Source organism: Noviherbaspirillum suwonense, assembly GCF_900182955.1.
Lineage (GTDB): Bacteria > Pseudomonadota > Gammaproteobacteria > Burkholderiales > Burkholderiaceae_D > Noviherbaspirillum_A > Noviherbaspirillum_A suwonense.
Genome location: NZ_FXUL01000021.1, coordinates 47,016 through 65,321 on the forward strand (window position 1 = coordinate 47,016; position 18,306 = coordinate 65,321).

At 65.4% G+C, this 18,306-nt stretch carries 14 protein-coding genes; 10 read left to right on the top strand and 4 right to left on the bottom strand.

Going from position 1 to position 18,306, the window contains the following annotated elements:
• The first annotated feature begins 18 nt into the window (after window positions 1-18).
• From QOL82_RS22080 to QOL82_RS22095, 4 genes are all read left to right on the top strand, one after another.
• Window positions 19-417: a hypothetical protein gene (locus QOL82_RS22080; RefSeq protein WP_283444479.1), complete on the top strand. Its 399-nt coding sequence runs from the start codon at window positions 19-21 to the stop codon at window positions 415-417.
• 193 nt (window positions 418-610) lie between these two features.
• Window positions 611-3,493, top strand: a complete 2,883-nt coding sequence (locus QOL82_RS22085) for an insulinase family protein (protein ID WP_283444480.1) — start codon at window positions 611-613, stop codon at window positions 3,491-3,493.
• Window positions 3,494-3,595: 102 nt separating this feature from the next.
• Window positions 3,596-5,611, top strand: coding sequence for an AsmA family protein (locus tag QOL82_RS22090; protein ID WP_283444481.1), 2,016 nt, complete (start codon window positions 3,596-3,598; stop codon window positions 5,609-5,611).
• A gap of 243 nt (window positions 5,612-5,854) precedes the next feature.
• Window positions 5,855-8,548 (top strand): bifunctional diguanylate cyclase/phosphodiesterase, encoded by a 2,694-nt coding sequence (locus tag QOL82_RS22095; protein WP_283444482.1) that lies wholly within the window; start codon window positions 5,855-5,857, stop codon window positions 8,546-8,548.
• A gap of 22 nt (window positions 8,549-8,570) precedes the next feature.
• Here the strand turns inward: QOL82_RS22095 and QOL82_RS22100 are convergent, their stop codons facing one another.
• Window positions 8,571-9,302, bottom strand: a complete 732-nt coding sequence (locus QOL82_RS22100; protein WP_283444483.1) for a ribonuclease activity regulator RraA — start codon at window positions 9,300-9,302, stop codon at window positions 8,571-8,573.
• A gap of 139 nt (window positions 9,303-9,441) precedes the next feature.
• Between QOL82_RS22100 and QOL82_RS22105 the strand changes: the two genes are divergently transcribed.
• Window positions 9,442-9,633, top strand: coding sequence for a hypothetical protein (locus QOL82_RS22105; RefSeq protein WP_283444484.1), 192 nt, complete (start codon window positions 9,442-9,444; stop codon window positions 9,631-9,633).
• Between the two features lie 24 nt (window positions 9,634-9,657).
• On the opposite strand, the gene glf is transcribed toward QOL82_RS22105, so the two are convergent.
• Window positions 9,658-10,812 carry a UDP-galactopyranose mutase gene (gene glf, locus QOL82_RS22110; RefSeq protein WP_283444485.1) on the bottom strand — a complete coding sequence of 385 codons (1,155 nt, stop codon included), beginning with the start codon at window positions 10,810-10,812 and terminating at the stop codon, window positions 9,658-9,660.
• 270 nt (window positions 10,813-11,082) lie between these two features.
• Between glf and QOL82_RS22115 the strand changes: the two genes are divergently transcribed.
• The 3 genes from QOL82_RS22115 to QOL82_RS22125 all read left to right on the top strand — a co-directional run bounded on the left by QOL82_RS22115 (window position 11,083) and on the right by QOL82_RS22125 (window position 12,128).
• Complete coding sequence (locus QOL82_RS22115) at window positions 11,083-11,364, top strand: hypothetical protein (RefSeq protein WP_283444486.1); 282 nt, start codon at window positions 11,083-11,085, stop codon at window positions 11,362-11,364.
• Window positions 11,365-11,438: 74 nt separating this feature from the next.
• Window positions 11,439-11,642 carry a hypothetical protein gene (locus QOL82_RS22120; protein WP_283444487.1) on the top strand — a complete coding sequence of 68 codons (204 nt, stop codon included), beginning with the start codon at window positions 11,439-11,441 and terminating at the stop codon, window positions 11,640-11,642.
• 282 nt (window positions 11,643-11,924) lie between these two features.
• Complete coding sequence (locus QOL82_RS22125) at window positions 11,925-12,128, top strand: cold-shock protein (protein WP_283444488.1); 204 nt, start codon at window positions 11,925-11,927, stop codon at window positions 12,126-12,128.
• An 87-nt stretch (window positions 12,129-12,215) separates the two neighbouring features.
• Here the strand turns inward: QOL82_RS22125 and hfq are convergent, their stop codons facing one another.
• Window positions 12,216-12,506: an RNA chaperone Hfq gene (gene hfq, locus QOL82_RS22130; RefSeq protein WP_283444489.1), complete on the bottom strand. Its 291-nt coding sequence runs from the start codon at window positions 12,504-12,506 to the stop codon at window positions 12,216-12,218.
• Window positions 12,507-12,785: 279 nt separating this feature from the next.
• Here hfq and QOL82_RS22135 point away from each other — a divergent pair, with 279 nt between their 5' ends.
• Both QOL82_RS22135 and QOL82_RS22140 read left to right on the top strand, forming a co-directional pair.
• Entirely contained in the window at window positions 12,786-15,662 is a 2,877-nt protein-coding gene (locus QOL82_RS22135; RefSeq protein WP_283444490.1) for a bifunctional diguanylate cyclase/phosphodiesterase, read from the top strand.
• A gap of 189 nt (window positions 15,663-15,851) precedes the next feature.
• Entirely contained in the window at window positions 15,852-16,652 is an 801-nt protein-coding gene (locus QOL82_RS22140; RefSeq protein ID WP_283444491.1) for a class I SAM-dependent methyltransferase, read from the top strand.
• Window positions 16,653-16,754: 102 nt separating this feature from the next.
• On the opposite strand, the gene QOL82_RS22145 is transcribed toward QOL82_RS22140, so the two are convergent.
• Complete coding sequence (locus QOL82_RS22145) at window positions 16,755-18,305, bottom strand: right-handed parallel beta-helix repeat-containing protein (RefSeq protein ID WP_283444492.1); 1,551 nt, start codon at window positions 18,303-18,305, stop codon at window positions 16,755-16,757.
• Window position 18,306 lies beyond the last annotated feature (1 nt).

Below are 18,306 nucleotides of genomic sequence, written 5' to 3' on the forward strand. Positions count from 1 at the left end.
CACGGAAAGGCTACCATCATGCGCAGCAAAACCCTGATTTCAACGATAGCCCTGGCTGGCGTCCTGGCTACCTCCCTGTCAACCTCGGCCTACGCCGACGGCGGCCGGCACCGGGGCGGCCATGGCGGGAACGGCGTCGCCATCGCCGCTGGCGTGCTTGGCGCGCTGGCCATCGGCTCCGTGATCGCCAATGCGGCCGCCGCACCGGTCTATTCGGCTCCGCCGGCCTACTACCCGCCGCCCCCGCCGGCCCGGACCTACTACGAAGCGCCGCCGCAGTATTACCAGCCCGCGCCGCAGCCGCAGGCGTATTACCAGCCGGCGCCGGTGTATTACCAGCCGCAGCCCGCCGCGGTAATCGTTGAAAGCCCGCGCCCGTGGCGTGGACATCACCATCGTTACTATTACGGCTATTGATACACGCCGACGTCATCCGGGGCCTTGCTTGCGCAAGGCCCTTTTCTTTTGTCCGCACCGTTTCCGCGCGGCCTTGTATCGCCACTGCCCGCCACAACCTCATGTACTCTGTCAGCCATCTGCTGCGCTGGAAAACATTGGCGCATCTGTGCTATAAAAGCTATATAAAACTGGATATCGATAGGAATAGTTAATGACGTTTATTGAAAAGCGGGTCCGCCCCATCAATGCGATGCAGGCAGTGCTGAAGGAATACGAAGATCCGGCCAGCGGCGCCCGGCACATCCACCTGGCGACGGACGATGCGGAAATGGTGTTCCTGGTCGCGTTTCCCACCGTGCCCGACAAGGACGACGGCCGCGCGCACATCCTCGAACACCTGGCGCTGTGCGGCTCGAACCGCTACCCGGTGCGCGACCCGTTCTTTTCGATGCTGCGCCGCTCCACCGCGACCTACATGAATGCGATGACCTACCCGGACCGCACCGTGTACCCGTTCGCCAGCACCAGCAAGGCCGATTTCTTCAACCTGCTGGGCGTCTATCTCGACGCCGCGTTCTTTCCGAAACTGGATTACCTCGACTTCCTGCAGGAAGGCTGGCGCTACACGCTGGAGGACGGCAAGCTCGGCTACGGCGGCGTCGTGTTCAATGAAATGAAAGGCGCGTTCGCCGACCCGATGCGCGCGCTGGCGCAGGGCATGGACTCGGTCCTGTTCAAGGGGACGACCTATGAAGTCGAGTCCGGCGGCGACCCGCTGGCGATTCCGTCGCTGACCCACGAGGACCTGCGGCAATTCCATGCCGGCCACTACCATCCGTCGCAGGCGGTGTTCATGACCGCCGGCGCCATCGACCCGCTGCAGGTGCAGCAGGTGATCGCCGAGCACGTGCTGAGCCGGCTGCAGGGCACGGCCCGGCGCATGATGCCGGAACTGGCCCCGTCCTGGGATGCGCCCAGGGAGACAACCATCCGCATCCCGTCGCCGACCGCGAAGGATGACGAATTCGGCATCCAGCTGGCCTGGCTGGCCGGCGAGTCCGCCGACGCGACCGCGTATTACCGGGCGCAGCTGCTGGAAGCCGGCCTGGTCGGCGACGCCGCAGCGCCGCTGCTGCACGTGATGGAATCGGCCGGCTACGGCAGGCCCTCGGCCTTCAACGGGATGGACCCGAGCCACCGCCAGCTGGTGTTCCACCTCGGCATGGAAGGCCTCACGCGCGACCAGGTCGGCAAGGCCCGCGACCTGATCTGGCGCACGCTGGAAAAGACCGCCGAGACCGGCGTGCCGCATGCGGTGCTGCGGGCCGCGCTGCGCGACCTGCGCTTCTCCCAGCGCGAGATCCAGGGCGGCCAGCTGCCGTACGGCATGCGCAAGCTGCTGCAGGCGCTGCCGTTCGAGATGGCCGGCGGCGACATCATGACCGCCTTCGACAGCGAAGCGACGCTGGCGCAGCTGGAAGAGCAGATCGCCGACCCGGATTTCTTCAAGTCGATGGTGCGCGAGCTGCTGGCGTCGCCGACCCGGCTGACCGCCACCGTGGAGCCTGACGCGCGTTATTTCGACGCCCGCAGCGAAGTCGAACAGCGTCGCCTGGCCGAACGCCAGGAAGCGATGGACCCGGCCGAAGCCGCGCGCATTGCAACCGAATCCGAGTCGCTGCTGGCGCGCCAGCGCCGGCCGGTCAACAACGACGTGCTGCCGCGCATCCGGCCGGACGACGTGAGCCCGCTGCCGCGGCCGCTGCACCAGCTGCCGGACGGGACGCGACGCACGCTGGGCCTGGAGATCGCGTCGAACGGCATCAGCTATGCCCGCGTGGTCTACGACGTGTCGGCGTTCGACGAGGCCGACTGGCCCTGGCTCGACCTGTACGCGGAACTGCTGCCCGACCTGGGCGTCGGCGAGATGGACTTCGCGCAGGCCGGCTCGTGGCGCAAGCAGCTCGCCCCGTCGTTCTCGGTCGACCTCGACGCGCACGAGTCGCTGGCGGGGGCCGGCGCATCGCTGCGCATCCACCTGGCGTTCTCGTCCCGCAATGTGCGCGAGGAGCAGGCGGCGATCGCCGAATTGCTGTCGACCTCGATCCGCAGCGCGCGGTTCGATGAAAGCGATCGCATTGCGTTCCTGATCGAGCAGATCGCCGAGAATCAGGTGCAGGACCTGGCGGACCAGGGCGACCAGTATGCGGTGATCGCCGCCGAACTGCCGTATTCACTGCGCCGCCGCTTCCAGGATGCGGTCGACGGCGCCGCGTCGCTGCGCTTCTACAGCGCGCTCGGCCAGCAGATCGAGAGCGACGATGGCCTGCAGGCCATCTGCGAACGTCTCGCCGCATTGCACCAGCGGGTGCTGGCCGCGCCGGTGCGCGTAATTGCCGCCGGCGTCGGCAGCGATGGCGCCGAGCTGGCCGCGATGCTGGACGTGCCGGGCGCCGACCCGGCCACCGTTCCGGCCGTGGCGCCAGAGCGTGCGCCGGTTGCGCCCGCCAGCATCGCGCTGGTGGCGCCTGCGCAGGTCAACCACTGCTTCGCCAGCTGGTCGGTGCCGCGCCTCGGCGATGCCGATGCGCCGGTGCTGTCGGTGCTGGCCAACCTGATGACCAACCAGGTGCTGCACCAGGCCTTGCGCGAGGAAGGCGGCGCCTATGGCGGCACCGCCCGCTACGCCGCGCACAGCGGCGTGTTCACGATGCTCTCCTACCGCGACCCGCGGCTGGCCGGCACCTATGACGACTTCGCCCGCGCCATCGCCTGGGTAATCGAATCGGCGCTGGACCGCGAGCACATCGAGGAAGCCATCATCGGCGTCATCGGCGAGCTCGACAAGCCGCGCAGCCCGCACCAGGAAGCGATGCAGGCCTGGCAGCTGCGCGAGGCGGGCGTGACCGACGCCATGCGCGTGCAGTTCCGGCGCGGCGTGCTGGAATGCACCGCCGAGCAGCTCAAGGGCGTCGCCGCGCGCCACCTGCTGAACACGGCGCCGAGCCGGGCCGCATTCGCCGGCAACACCACGCAGGACCTGGCCGGACTGGCCGTGGTCGACCTGATGGCGATGGTTGGCGAGGCCGCGTAGGTGAATCTGGCCAGGGTTTGCGCACGCGCATGCCCTGACCGCTTAATGCCCTGCAGCATCAGTGCAAGCCGAACTAAACAAACAGGGTGATGTCACATTGACATGAAACGTATATTAAAAATAACGGGCGGCTTGCTTGGGACCGTGGTCGCAATCGTCGTGATTGCACTGGTCATACTGTCGACGGTCAACCTGAACCGCGCCAAGCCCTGGCTGGAGGAAAAGGTATCGACGGCAACCGGACGCACCTTCGCAATGAACGGCGACCTGTCGCTGAGCTGGGAGCGGCCGGGACAGGAACAGGGCTGGCGCAGCCTGGTGCCCTGGCCGCACCTGCGGGCCAAGGATGTCATGCTGGGCAACCCGGACTGGGCATCGACGGGACCGGAAATGGCCCGCATTGCGCAGATCGACTTCACGATCAACCCGTTCAAATTGCTGACCAAGACCGTCAGCGTCCATTCGCTGATCATGTCCGAGCCGCGGCTGGTGCTGGAGCAGGACCGCCAGAGCCGCAAGAACTGGGACTTCCCGAAAAGCGAGAGCAAGTCGGACTGGTCATTCGAACTGAAGAGCGTCGCAATGACGGCCGGCACCGTGCGCTATGTCGACCAGCTCAAGCGCGCCGACCTGACCGCACGGGTCGACACCGAGCCGGACAACAGCATGCGCTGGGCGCTCAACGGCACTTTCAACGACGAGAAAATCACCGGCAACGCCCATAGCGGCGCATTGCTGTCGCTGCAGGAAAAGGGCGTCGCCTATCCGATCGAGGCGAAGGTCGTCGTCGGCGAAACCACCATCACCGCGAAGGGCACGCTGACGGACCCGGCCAACCCGAGCGCGCTCGACGTGCGCCTGTCCATCCTCGGCGCCAGCATGGCCGACCTGTTCCCACTGGGCGGCGTGCTGCTGCCACGTACGCCGAAGTTCTCGACCGAGGGCCGCGTGGTCGGCACGCTGGGCCGCAACAACCTGCGGCTGCGCTATGAAAACTTCAAGGGCCAGGTTGGCGGCAGCGACATCGCCGGCACGCTCGAATACCTGGAGCGGGAGCCGCACCCCATCCTGCGCGGGGAAGTCGTGTCGCAGAAGCTGGTCTGGAAAGACCTCGGCGCGGTGGTCGGCGCCGGCGACGAACCGAAGAAGCAGAAATCGGGCGAAGTGAAGCAGCCGCCGGGCAAGGTGCTGCCGGTCTCGCCGTTCAACACCGACCGCTGGGGCAAGATGGATGCCGACGTCAAGTTCAGCGGCAAGCAGATCATCCACTCCGACCGGCTGCCGATCGACCATCTCGACACCCACATCGTCATGGACAAGGGCGTGCTGTCCCTAGCGCCGCTGAATTTCGGCGTCGCCGGCGGCCGCATCGCCACCGAACTGAAGATCGACGGCAGCGGCAAGCTGGCGAAGGCCACCATGAACGTGTCGGCGCGCGGCCTCAAGCTCAACGAACTCTTCCCCAAGGTCGAGTCCATGCGCGCCAGCCTCGGCCAGCTCAACGGCGACGCCAAGGCGAGCGCCACCGGCAACTCGTTCGCCGCGCTGGCCGCGGGCGCCAACGGCGAAGTCAAGGCGCTCGTGAGCGACGGCACCGTCAGTGAATTCGTGATGGAGGCAATGGGCCTGAATGCCGGCCGGGTGGTGGTCAACAAGCTCTTCGGCGACAAGCAGGTCAAGCTCAACTGCCTGGCCACCGACATCAATATCCGGCAGGGGCTGATGGAGCCGCAGCTGTTCATCCTCGACACCGAGGATGCGATCGTGCAGATCGATGGCAACATCAGCCTGGCCAAGGAAACGCTGGACCTCGATATCCGCCCGCGCAGCAAGGGCCTGCGGCTCTTTTCGCTGCGCTCGCCGCTGTATGTGAAAGGCACGTTCAAGGATCCGGACGTCGGCGTCAACAAGACCGCCATCGCGCTGCGCGCAGGCGCCGCGGTGGCGCTGGGCACGATCGCGGTGCCGCTGGCCGGCCTGGCCGCGCTGACGCATGCCGGCCCCACAGAAGACAGCCCTTGCAACAGCCTGCTGGCCGAAGCGCGCAAGGCGCCGGTGGCGCCGCCTGCCGGCCAGCGCGGCGCCGCTGCCAACTCGCATGAGAAAGCGGTGCCGTGAGCGCGGCAGCACGGAATGCAGCAGCGGCGGCGCGGAGGTCTCGCGCTGCCGTTATATTGCGGTAAGCAGAGTCGTACCGATGCCGGAGGCATGCCGGCAGCGCGAAGTGCAGTATGGTTAGACCGGGCGGACCGCGAGTCTGCCCCTCATTGCTGAAACGGGGCGGACGGGCTGCCCTGAACCAGCAGCCCTTCACCGTCGTGCAACGCAATTGCACGGGACCAGACAGTGCGCGCCGACCGATTGCAGCAGAAAGCATGGCAGGCAAGCTTGCTCGACAAGCTGAGGTTCGTGCGCCGCACGCCGAGCGTATTCACCACTTGGCTCTTGTTCTCGATGGCGGTCGCGCTGATCGGCTGGGGCGTGCTGCTGGCAAACCTGAAGGAAGCGCAGTCAGCGGTGGAGAAACGGGCGCTGCGGGAAGCCGGCGCGCTCGCGCGCACCCATGCCGACCGCCTGGCCCGCAGCCTCGACGCAATGGACCAGGTCGCGCGCCACGTCCGCCTCGAATGGCAGCTGGCGAAGGGCGCGCTGGACCTGCACAAGCTGCGTACCGAGGGTTTCTTTTCGCCGGCCGGACTGTACGAAGTCACGCTGTTCGATCGCGACGGCATCCCGCTGACATCGACCGCCCCGACGATTTCGCCCGCGCCGGTGGACGACCGCGATTTCTTCATCGCGCTGCGCAACACGGTCGCCGATCCGCTGTCCGTCAGTGCGCCCGGCTACGGCCTGCTGGAACAGCGCAATGTCATGCATATCGCGCGCCGCCTGAGCGCTGCCGACGGCATGTTTTCCGGCGTCGTGCTGATATCGGTCGCCAATCATTTCTTCACCGCGAACTATGACCCCACCGTGCTCGGCACGCACGGGCTGCTTGGTATGCTCGACAGCGACCGCACGCTGGAAGTGGTGCGCATCGGCACGCGCCTGATCGGGCCGGAGGAACATGGATTCACCAGCATCCCGGCGCTGTCGCAGGCCAGCGGCAGCATGCGTCTTCCCGCGCAGCAGTTCAACGACGGACGCGCCCGCTTCATCGGCTGGCATCCGGTGCCCAATTACCAGATCGTCGCCGTGATCGGACTGGACGAAGCCGACACCCTGGCCCAGTACCATGCAGGCCGCCACTCCGCGATCTGGTACGGCACATGGGCCAGCGCCGCGCTGGCGCTGCTGACAGCGCTGGCGTCTGGGCTGAGCGCCGAACTGGCCTGGCGCAAGCACCGGCTGGGCATGGCGCAGGCCACCTACCGGCTGGCCACCGAGGAAGGCAGCGAAGGCTTCTATATCATCCAGCCGGTGCGCGACCGCCAGGGCCTGGTGCTCGACTTCATGGTCATCGACTGCAACCAGCCCGGCGCGGAATTTTTCAATGCCAGGCCGCAGGAACTGATAGGCAAGAGCATTTCCGCATTCCGCGGCAGTCTCGACACCGCCGCATTCATCGACTACCTGCACCAGGCGTCCGAGAACGGCGTCTACGAAAACGAGATCGACGTGCCTGGCAATGCCGCGCTGCGGCTGCGCTGGGCGCACCTGAAAATCATCCGCTCCGGCGACAATCTCGCAGTCAGGCTGCGCGACATCAGCGCCGCCAAGGCCCACGTGGCCGAACTGAAGCGGCGCGGCAACGAGGATGTGCTGACCGGCCTGCCCAACCGGCACTGGATACAGGGCTACCTGCCCGACGCCCTGCAGCATGCGCAGAAGGAGGGGCAGCGCCTGGCGCTGCTGTTCATCGACCTCGACGGTTTCAAGAAGGTCAACGACACCGCCGGCCATGCGGCCGGCGACGAACTGCTCATGCATGCCGCGCATCGGCTGCAGGAAGCGGTGCGGCCGCATGACAAGGTGGTCCGCTTCGGCGGCGACGAATTCGTCGTCATCATCGAGAATGTCGAGCACCGGATGGACGCGGCCCATGTGGCCGAGCGGATAGGCGCGGCTTTCGGGGAAGCGTTCCGGCTGAGCCAGGGCGTGCACCAGGTCGGCACGTCGATCGGCATCGCGCTGTTCCCCACCGACGGCGCCGACACCTCGACGCTGCTGGAGAAGGCGGACATCGCGATGTATTCGGTCAAGACCAATGGCAAGGGCGGCTACCAGTTCTACGAAGCCAAGTTCTACAATGCGCTGCGCGACCGGCTGGACCGGGAGGCTGAACTGCGGCGCGCCATCGAAGGCGACGAATTCCTGATGGTGTACCAGCCGCGCGTCGACATCCTGAGCGGCATGACGCAAAGCATGGAAGCGCTGGTGCGCTGGCAGCACCCGGAGCGCGGCCTGCTGGAGCCGGCCGAGTTCATCGGCCTGGCCGAGGACACCGGCATGGTGGTCGAACTGGGCGCCCTCGTCATCGACAAGGTCTGCGCCCAGATCGCGCGCTGGTCGGAGCATGACGCCGCGCTGGTCCCGGTCTCGATCAATGTCTCGCCGCAGCAGTTCAGGAACGGCGATGTCGGCAGCGTGCTGGGCGAAGCGCTGGCGCGGCACAAGGTGCCGCCCTCGCTGATCGAACTGGAAATCACCGAGTCGTCCGTCATGGACGAGGATGCCGCGGTCTCCAGCACCCTGTCGCAGCTGCAGAAGCAGGGCATCAAGATCCTGGTCGACGATTTCGGCACCGGCTATTCATCGCTGTCGCAGCTGCACCGGCTGGATTTCGACGTGCTGAAGGTGGACCAGGCGTTCACCGCCAACATCGAGACATCGGCCGAGGGCATGGTGTTCTTCACCGCCATCGTGACGATGGCGCATGCGCTGGGAATGCGGGTCGTGGCCGAGGGCGTCGAGAACCTGGCGCAGGTCAGGCTGCTGCGCACGCTGCAGTGCGACGAAGTCCAGGGCTTCTTCATCTCCCGGCCGCTGCCGGCCGGCGACAGCCAGCCGGTGCTGCCGCCGCGCACCTTCCCGACCGCCTACGGAAACGCGTGACGGTCGTGCCGCAGCGGCGTGCTCAGCCTTTCTGCCGCCTGACGGCCGCCCATTCCTCGTAGCGGGCCTTGTTCTCTTCATTGGGCGGATACAGGCCGGGCAGCGACGCGCCGGCGTCGACTTCGCCCATGATCCAGGTTTCCAGCATCTCCTGCTCCACCGCGGCAGCGACCACGTCGTCCAGCATCGCCGCGGGTATCAGCACCGCGCCATCGGCATCGACCACCACCACGTCATTCGGAAAGACCGCGACGCCGCCGCAGCCGACCGCTTCCTGCCAGCCGACGAAGGTCAGCCCGGCGACCGACGGCGGCGCCGCGGTGCCCTGGCACCAGACCGGCAGCGAGGTTTCCAGCACGCCCGCGACGTCGCGCACGACGCCGTCGGTGACCAGCGCGGCCACGCCGCGCTTCTTCATCCTCGCGCACAGGATGTCGCCGAAAATCCCGGCATCGGTCGTGCCCATTGCGTCGACCACCGCGATGCAGCCTTCCGGCATGGCCTCGATCGCGGCCCGGGTCGAGATCGGCGCGCTCCAGGACGCCGGCGTCGCCAGGTCTTCGCGCGCCGGCACGAAGCGCAGCGTGAACGCGCGCCCGACCAGTCGCCCATGGCCTGGCCGCAGCGGCATCGCGCCGCGCATCCAGACATTGCGCAAGCCCTTCTTCAACAGCACGGTCGTCAGCGTCGCCGTCGTGATGCCCGAGAGCACGCTGACGACACGCTCGTCCAGCGGGATTGGTTCGATACCCATGACATGCCTTTCCTGGTTGGTGGTCAACACGGAAATATGCCAGCAAAACAGTTTTCGTGCATTTGCCCGATACAAAATGTCACAGGCAGCGCGCGGCAGGCCGTCTATACTGGATTTTCTTCATGTTCAGGACACGCGAATGAACGTTTGCAAGATACTGCGATTCGATCCCGCCCGGCGACGCCAGCATTTGACGGACGAGCCGCCGGCGCTGTCTGCAATGAGCAGCGACGGCGTCATGTACCTGCCCGCGGAACGGCGCCAGGCCGACGTCCACGACTGCGACGAAATGCTCGAACGCCGCCGCGAACGCCAGTCCGGCCGCGCCTGAGGCCGGGCCGGCGCCCGGATCGCGTCAGCCCAGCGGATCGACCATGAATGCCGGCATCGCCTCGCCGCGCGGGGCGGCGTCGAGGAAGCGCTCGACCACGTCGAGCGCCTCGGCGATGGTCACGTGCATGTCGAGGTAGCGGTAGGTGCCGAGCCTGCCGACGAAGGTGATGTTGCGCTCCTGCTGCGCCTTCTCGATGTACTGCCCAAGCTGGGTCTTTTCCTTCGCCAGGCGGATCGGGTAATACGGCGTGTCGTTTTCCTCGCAGTAACGGCTGTACTCCTTGAAGATCAGCGTGCGTTCGTGCGTTTCCCACGGCGAGAAATGCTTGTGCTCCGAGATCCGGGTGTACGGCACGTCCACGTCGCCGTAGTTGATCACCGCATTGCCCTGGTAATCGCCGTCATGCCGCTCGGTGGCGAAGTCCAGCGTCCGGTACCCCAGCCGTCCCTCGCTGTAGTTGAACCAGGCGTCGATCGGGCCGCTGTAGAACACCTGGTCGTAGCCGGCTGCGTCCGAGCGGTTCATCCGGGTGTTCAGGTGCAGCCTGATATTCGGATGGTCCAGCATCTTCTGCACGATCGCCGTATAGCCATCCCGCGGCATGCCCTGGTACTTGCTGGCATAGTAGTTGTCGTCGTAGTTGAAGCGCACCGGCAACCGGCGCAGTATGCTGGCCGGCAGTTCCGACGGATGCATGCCCCACTGCTTGGTCGTGTAGCCCTTGAAGAACGCTTCATACAGTTCGCGGCCGACGAAGCGCAATGCCTGCTCCTCGAAGGTCTGCGGGTCCGCGATGCCCTGGTCGCCGATCGACGCGAGGAAGGCCTCGGCTTCCTGCGGATTGAAGGTCTTGCCGAAAAACTGGTTGATCGTCAGCAGGTTGATCGGCAATGAAAACACCCGTCCGCCGGTTACCGTCTTGACACGGTTGACGAATGGCATGAACTCGCCGAACTGGCGTATGTAATCCCAGACTTTTTCATTGCTGGTGTGAAAAATATGCGGGCCGTACGCATGCACCATCACATCGGTTTCCGCATCGCGCTCGGTATGGCAGTTCCCGGCGACATGGCTGCGGGCGTCGAACACGTCGAGTTCGTATCCGGCCTTGGCGGCCTCGTGGGCAATCACGGCGCCCGAAAAGCCTGCGCCGATTACGGCAATTTTCTTCTTCACTAGTCTTCCTTGGTCTGAAATTCAATTGTCTGCATGGCAAGTGTCCCAACGTTTCCTCATTCTAGATTTAGACCGTCCGATGCAAGTTGATTGCGAACATGAGGGTGTTTCGCGCCCGGGGGATGCAGGCTTTCCGCCATTCTGCCGGCATGCACCACAGTAAATTGCGCAGTTTGTCATCGAAACATCTGGTAACGCGGCTTACGACTCTTGCCTAGTTGTAAGTGCGTTTTTTCGGTTTAATGAGCCCATACCCACTCGGAGGTGCATATGAAAAAGCTGATCCAAATTGCTGCTGGCCTGATTACCGGCGCCACCCTGATGATGTCCGGCACCGCCGCAATGGCGCGCGATGTCGATGTCCGCATCGTCGAGCGTCCGAGCTACAACCACGGACGCCCTTACCATGCAGCGCCGCGCCACTATGGCCACTACAGCCGCTACGACCGCCACCATCGCCGTCCGGTGCCGGCAGGCGTGCGCCGCGACCGTGACGGCGACGGCGTGCCGAACCGCTTCGACGCGCGTCCGAACAACCCGCGTCGCTATTGATCATCCCCGCTGAACCTGCCGCGGCCCGGGAAACGGCGTTTTCCGGGCCGCGGCCCATCGAACAGGAGCATGCGATGAAAAAAGTGATCTTCTCGCTGGCAGCAGCCACCGTGCTGCTTTCAGGCTGTATCGCGGTGCCGTACGATGCCGGCGCCGGCTATCACCGTTCCTACGAGCGGGAGCGCTACAGCCCGCCCCCGCGGGTGTACCGCGACCGCGATGCCGACGGTGTGCCGAACCGGTATGACCGCGCGCCGGGCAATCCTTATCGTTATTAAGCCGGGCAGGAACAGCGGGCAACGGAAGAAAACCGCACTTTTTTGGCGCAGCAGGCCAAAACGTTTAGGTTTTAACTGATAAACCGCAATTAAATCGCCATCATTTGCAGTTTGCGATGCTAAACATGCAAATTGGTGATTTGCCATTTACTTTGAATGTGCCATTATGCTGACTACTGACTTAACCCGGCACGTTGGGAATTTCAGTAAAGCAAGGAGATGCATGTCGGCCCAGGCTTACGGCATTTTCGTATTTACTATCTTAGGAATGTGGACGCAATTATGGCAACAGGTACTGTTAAGTGGTTCAACGACGCAAAAGGGTTTGGCTTCATTACCCCTGATGCAGGCGGCGAAGATTTGTTTGCGCATTTTTCCGCTATCAACGCGAGCGGCTTCAAATCTCTACAAGAAGGCCAAAAGGTAACGTTCGAAGTTACCCAGGGTCCAAAAGGCAAGCAAGCTTCCAATATCCAGCCAGCCTAAAGTAAGCCAGTCGCGTTACCACGCGGCTAGTTGACGATCAAAGCCTGCACCGTCCCGGTTAGCGGGCTTTTTTAATGCCCGCACGCTTTATCCCTGGCGCGGCCCCGACGGCCCGCCCCGCGGCGGCCTGCTGCGCGCGCCGGATGGCCCGGACGAACTGCCCGGCGGGATGCCGCCGCTGGCCGGCATCACCGTCGATATCGCGTGCTTGAACACGATCTGGGTGACGTCGCCCTGCACGGCAAGCACGTAATTGTCGAAGGACTGTATGGTCCCGTGCAGCTTGATGCCGTTGACCAGGAAGATGAACACCGGCGTTTTCTCGTCGCATAGCGCCTGCAAAAACGTGGCTTGCAATAACTGCGAAGTACGATCCACGGCAAATCCTTCACAAAAAGGCACCAGGTAGCACAGATCTGTGCAGCGACGCGTCCGGCGCATGCTGATTAGTCCACAAGAGTCCGGCAAGGTTCTACGCCTTCTCCGCAAATGCGGGCGAAATTGGCGCGGGAAGGCGTTGCGCGCGAAATACATGGCCGGCCTGGAACAAAAGCAATGGCTGGATTCGTTAACGCCAGGCCCATTCCGCTGATACAATCTTTCCCAAAAGAATCTTTAACCGGAATAACCTTTCCTGAACTTGCACACAAGGCGGCAATGCAGCGATCCACGATGAATCTTCCCGGCCTGCCTGACGTGCCCGATGCACCCGACGCGCCCGAAGCGCCGCAGCCGGCGCCGGCCAACCTGCCCGCCGCCCATCCGCAGCAGGTGAAGACCCTGGTGTGGATGAGCGACGTGAATGACGTGATCGTCTACCTGTCGCGCAGCATCGCCCACCTGTTTGAGCTGGGCAATGTGCTGTCGGTCGGCATGTACACCAGTTTCATCCATCCGGACGACAGGGCGCGGGTGGCCGATATCTTCGACCGGGCCAAGGCAGCGCGCGAGGAATGCCAGGCGGATTACCGCGTCTGTGCGCCCGACGGCAGCCTGCGCTGGGTTACCGGCTCGGGCGCGCCGCGCTTTTCCGCGGACGGCGAGTTTCTTGGCTATGCCGGTGCGCTGATCGACGTCACCGACCATTACGATGCGCTCGAACGCCTGGCCAAGAGCGAGGCCAGCCATCGCATGCTGACCGAGAACAGCCAGGACCTGATCAGCCAGCACGCGGCCAACACCGGCATGTTCCAGTACGCGTCGCCAGCCTTCCAGCGCGTGCTCGGCTATGCGCCGTCCGAACTGGTGAATCGCATCAGCATCTATTCGCATGTGCATCCGGACGATGTGCGCGTGATCCGCGAGGAACTGCAGCGCCAGGCCGAACGCGCCGACGACAGTCGCGTGATCGAGTTCCGCGTCCGGCATAAGGACGGGCACATGGTGTGGATGGGCACCAGCGTCAAGCTGCTGGTCAACCCGACGACCAACGAAAGGCTGGGCTCGGTCGCCGTGTCGCGCGACATCACGCACGAAGTCCAGACCGCCGAAAAACTGGCGCAGCTGGCGGCCGAGAACAAGGCGCTGGTCGAGAACTCGCTGGACATCATCGTGCTGCTGGACCGGGACGGGCGCTTCCTGCGGGTCAACGAGGCGTCGCTGCCGGTGCTGGGCTACCTGCCCGAGGAAATGCTGGGCAGGCGCTACGCCGACCTGCTGCATGCCGACGAAGTGGACCGGGTCGGTGCGGTCAACGCCGGCCTGCGCAGCGGCCAGAACACGATCAGGGACTTCGAGAGCCGCTGGCGGCGCAAGGACGGGCGATACATCCACCTGTCGCTGGCGGTGCGCTGGTCCGAGGAAAACCAGCTGATGTATGCGACCGCGCGCGACGTCACCGAGCGCATCGAGGCCCAGAAACGGACGCGCGACAGCGAGCAGCGTTTCCGCGAAGTGATCGAAATGACGCCGGCCGGCTACGTGCTCGCCGACGGCAGCGCGACCATACTCGACGTCAATCCGGCGCTGTGCGCCATCTCCGGCTATGCCAGGGAAGAGCTGATCGGCCAGGGCGTGGCGCGGCTGTTCGCCTACTGCCCGTGGCTGGGCGTTGTGACCGCGACGCACGGACCGACATCGACCCATGGCATGGAATCGGTGCTGCGGCACAAGCAGGGCAACGAGGTCTACGTGCTGTTCAACGGCAGCGTCAAGCGCGACGCCGACGGCAAGGCGCAGCTGATGACCGGGCTGCTGACCGACATCACCGCCCGCAAGGAAGCGGAAAGCCGGCTGCAGCGGCTGGCTACCCACGACACCCTGACCGGCCTGCCGAACCGGACGCTGCTCAACGAGCGGGTCCAGCAGATGCTCGATGCCGGGCCGCGCAACATGCCAGTCGCCATCATGTTCATCGACCTCGACCGGTTCAAGGAAGTCAATGACTCGTTCGGCCATGAGCCGGGCGATGTGCTGCTGCGGGAGGTCGCGCGCCGGCTCGGACGCGCGCTGCGGCCGAGCGACGTGATCGCCCGCCTGGGCGGCGATGAATTCGTGGTGGCCGCGTATTGTTCCGACGGCACGGTCTCGGCAGCCAGCATCGCCGAGAAACTGCTCGCGACGCTGGCGTCGCCGATCGACATCGGCGCCCAGGAAGTGGTGATCGGCGCGTCGATCGGCATCAGCATGTTTCCCGAGCATGCGCGCACCAAGGAACTGCTGTTCCAGAGCGCCGACACCGCGATGTACCGGGCCAAGGCCGGCGGGCGCAACGGCTACTGCTTCTTCGCGGCCGAGATGACGGTGGAGGCGCGCACCCGGATGACGCTTGAGCTGTCGCTGCGGCATGCGCTGGCGCGCGAGGAGTTCGTGCTGCACTACCAGCCCCGCATCGACCTCGGCACCATGGCCATCGTCGGCATGGAAGCGCTGATCCGCTGGAACCACCCGGAACTGGGCCAGGTGTCGCCGATGCAGTTCATCCCGATCGCGGAGGAAACCGGGCTGATCGAGGCGATCGGGCAATGGGTGCTGCTGGAGGCGTGCATGCAGACCCGGCGCCTGATGGACTGGTCGGGCCGCCCGCTGTGCATCTCGGTCAACCTGTCGGCGCGGCAGCTCAAGTGCCGGGACATCGTCGACCAGGTGCGCGACGCGCTCGACCGCTCGGGCCTGCCGGCGCCGCTGCTGGAACTCGAACTGACCGAGAGCGCGCTGATCGAGGACATCGAGCATTCGGCGCGGCTGCTGAAGGAATTGAAGGGACTGGGCATCCGGCTGGCCGTGGACGACTTCGGCACCGGCTATTCGGGCCTGGCCTACCTGCGCCGCTTCCCGCTCGACGTGCTGAAGCTGGACCGGTCCTTCGTGCTGCAGCAGGACGAGAACGACCATAACTTCGACTTCATCAAGGCCTTCGTCGACATGGCCCATGCGCTGAAACTGTCGGTGGTGGCGGAAGGGGTGGAGACCAGCGACACGCTGCAGTTCCTGCGCAATGCGGACTGCGACGAAGCGCAGGGCTATTTTCTGGCCAAGCCGCTGTCGCTCTCGGATTTCGAAGCCTACCTGTCGCGGCTGCCGCGCATCGCGTAGAGGGCGACGCCGGCCGCCATGACCGCTTGCCCCGGATCAAGCGCCGCGGCGCCCCGGCGTCGGCGGACCGGCCGCGCGGGTTAAAATCCACGGCGCGCCGTCGGGCCGCAGGCGCCGGCAGCGACCGGCGGCCCGGTTGCCCCGATGACGGTCCGACCCCGAATCCAACCGCAAGAAAAGGCCAGCAAAATGCGACTTCTGACATACCGGGCGCGCACTGCGCGCCGTCTTTCCGCAATGGCTGTGGCTGCGGCGATGCTGCTTGCCGGCTGCGCATCGACCAGTCCGTCGGCGCCGTCCGCCGCGCCACTGGCCGCCGACAGGATCAGCGCCGTCATCGCCAGCCCGGACCGGCGCGCGGCCGACCGCACCAATGACATGCGGCGCAAGCCGGCGCAGATGCTGGCATTCATCGGCGTGCGCCCCGGCATGACCGCGCTCGACATTTCCGCCGGCGGCGGCTACACCAGCGAACTGCTGGCGCGCTCCGCCGGGCCGGGCGGCCGGGTCTATGCGCAGGTCGCGCCGCGCAACGGCGGCGCGCCGCCCTCCTTCGCCACGCTGTCGGAACGCGCAAAGAACCTGAGCAGCGGCAATATCGTGCCGGTGCTGCTGCCCTACGACGACCTGGTCGCGGCCGAGATACCGGCCCGGACGCTGGATGTCGCCACGCTGATGTTCAACTACCACGACCTCGGCGCGATGGGGGTGGACCGCACCGTGATGAACCGCTCGGTGTTCAATGCGCTGAGGCCGGGCGGCGTCTACGTGGTGGCCGACCATGCGGGCCGGCCCGGCACCGGGGCCAGCGAGGGCTCGACGCTGCATCGCATCGAGGCCGACTTCGTCCGGCGCGAGGTCGAGGCCGCCGGATTCAAATTTGCGGAAGAAGGCAGCTTCCTGCGCAATCCGGCCGACCCGCGCGACCGCGAGACGCCCGAAGGCGGCCAGCCCAAGGATGAGTTCGTGCTGAAATTCGTCAAGCCCTGAATCGGGACGACGCATGCCGGCATCGGCGCCTGACGAACCGCGGAACGGCGAGCGTCATGCGCCCGGAACGGCGGCCGCCATCCGGCGCGCCGCCGCGCCTGCTCAGCTGCTGTACGAGCAGGTCTTCACGACGCCGAACAGCGGATCGCCGAAATAGCTGTTGTCGCAGGTGACGGGGCCGGTGACGGTCTTGTAGGTATAGACGTTGTTCGCCCCGTAGCGCACCTGGCGCGTGCCGCTGAACGAGCAGCTGCCATTTTCGACTGCGCACTGGGTCCAGCCGGCCGCTGCCTGGGCAGGCGCGGGCGCAGGCGCCGGCGCCGGTGCAGGCGCTGCAGCCGACGCCGATCCCGAGTAGCCGCAGCTCTTCACCACGCCGTAGATCGGGTCGCCGAACGTCCCGTTGCTGCAGTCGATCGACCCTGTCGCCGACTGGTATTTATAGCTGCCGTTCGCACCGTACCGGACCTGGCGGGTCCCGCTGAACGAGCAGGTGCCGCCTTCGCTGGCGCAATCGGTCCAGCCGCCGGCGTTTGCCGGGGCCGGGGCCGGGGCCGGAGCCGGCGCAGGCGCCGGGGTGGCGACGGGCGCGGCCGGTGCGGGCACCGCGCCGACGACCCCGGCGACGGCGCCAAGCGCTTCATAGGCGCCGATATCGATGATGCCGTTCGAAGGCCGCGGCTCGGTGCCGACCGGGAACTTGTACTGCGCGGTCGGCGCGAGCGACACGCCGGACGACGCACCGCCCGGCGCGGCGCCGGCGTTGATCATCGGCGATCCGCCCGCCGGATGCAGGTCGAACGCGGCGAGGTTGAGGAATGCCGGCGACAGCGTGCGGTAGTTGTTGCGGTCGATGGCATTGGTCTGGTTGCTCGCGCTGCCGGTGCCGGAAAACACGTTGTTCTGCATCAGCACCGGCGTGCCGACGCTGTCCGACACCGAGACGAAGGTGCCGCGCACGCTGTCCTGGTTGATGAAGGTATTGTTGACCACGTACAGGTCGCGGCCCGGGTTGGTCGCGCCTTCCCAGCCGTAGCCGACCATGGTGGCCGCCTGGTTCGCCGACGGCTGCTGGATCACGTTGCCGATGATGTAGGACGTGCCTGCATTGGGCAGGTCGATCTCGTAGCTGGGCTGGTTGTAGGAGCTGGAAAAGCGGCTGTACACGATGGTGTTGGTGCGGGCGCGCGACTTCAGGTTATGGCCGACGTTGGCGTCGTGGGAATAGCTGCCGCGGAAGACCAGGCTGTTGATATTGCCGATGTATAGGTTATGCGTATAACCGGTGCCGCGGCCATTGTCCGAAAACTCGGTGTTCTCGATCACGACATTGGACTGCGGGTTGTTGTCCGTCAGGATGCCGTTTTCATTGTGGTGGATATAGCTGTTGCGCAGCGTCAGGTTGGGCGCATCCAGCCGCAGCGACGCGCCGTTCTCGTCGGGAACGGCGGCTCCGTACATTTCGACATTGTCGATCGTGGTGTTGGCGCCGTACAGCACCCAGGTACCTTTGCCGACCGCGTTCTGGCCATTTGCATTGATCTTCGGACGGCCGTTGACGCCGCGTATGGTCAGGTTATTGGCCTTGATCACGCAGACGTCGCCGTCATAGGTCGCGGCGTCGATCTCGATCGTATCGCCGTCGGCAGCCACG

Excerpts from the sequence above, each read along its gene's own strand:
- QOL82_RS22085 (WP_283444480.1), top strand. The coding sequence starts at position 611 with ATGACGTTTATTGAAAAGCGGGTCCGCCCCATCAATGCGATGCAGGCA.
- QOL82_RS22090 (WP_283444481.1), top strand. The coding sequence starts at position 3,596 with ATGAAACGTATATTAAAAATAACGGGCGGCTTGCTTGGGACCGTGGTC.
- QOL82_RS22140 (WP_283444491.1), top strand. The coding sequence starts at position 15,852 with ATGCGACTTCTGACATACCGGGCGCGCACTGCGCGCCGTCTTTCCGCA.
- QOL82_RS22080 (WP_283444479.1), top strand. The coding sequence starts at position 19 with ATGCGCAGCAAAACCCTGATTTCAACGATAGCCCTGGCTGGCGTCCTG.
- QOL82_RS22115 (WP_283444486.1), top strand. The coding sequence starts at position 11,083 with ATGAAAAAGCTGATCCAAATTGCTGCTGGCCTGATTACCGGCGCCACC.
- QOL82_RS22105 (WP_283444484.1), top strand. The coding sequence starts at position 9,442 with ATGAACGTTTGCAAGATACTGCGATTCGATCCCGCCCGGCGACGCCAG.
- QOL82_RS22120 (WP_283444487.1), top strand. The coding sequence starts at position 11,439 with ATGAAAAAAGTGATCTTCTCGCTGGCAGCAGCCACCGTGCTGCTTTCA.
- QOL82_RS22125 (WP_283444488.1), top strand. The coding sequence starts at position 11,925 with ATGGCAACAGGTACTGTTAAGTGGTTCAACGACGCAAAAGGGTTTGGC.
- QOL82_RS22135 (WP_283444490.1), top strand. The coding sequence starts at position 12,786 with ATGCAGCGATCCACGATGAATCTTCCCGGCCTGCCTGACGTGCCCGAT.
- QOL82_RS22100 (WP_283444483.1), bottom strand. The coding sequence starts at position 9,302 with ATGGGTATCGAACCAATCCCGCTGGACGAGCGTGTCGTCAGCGTGCTC.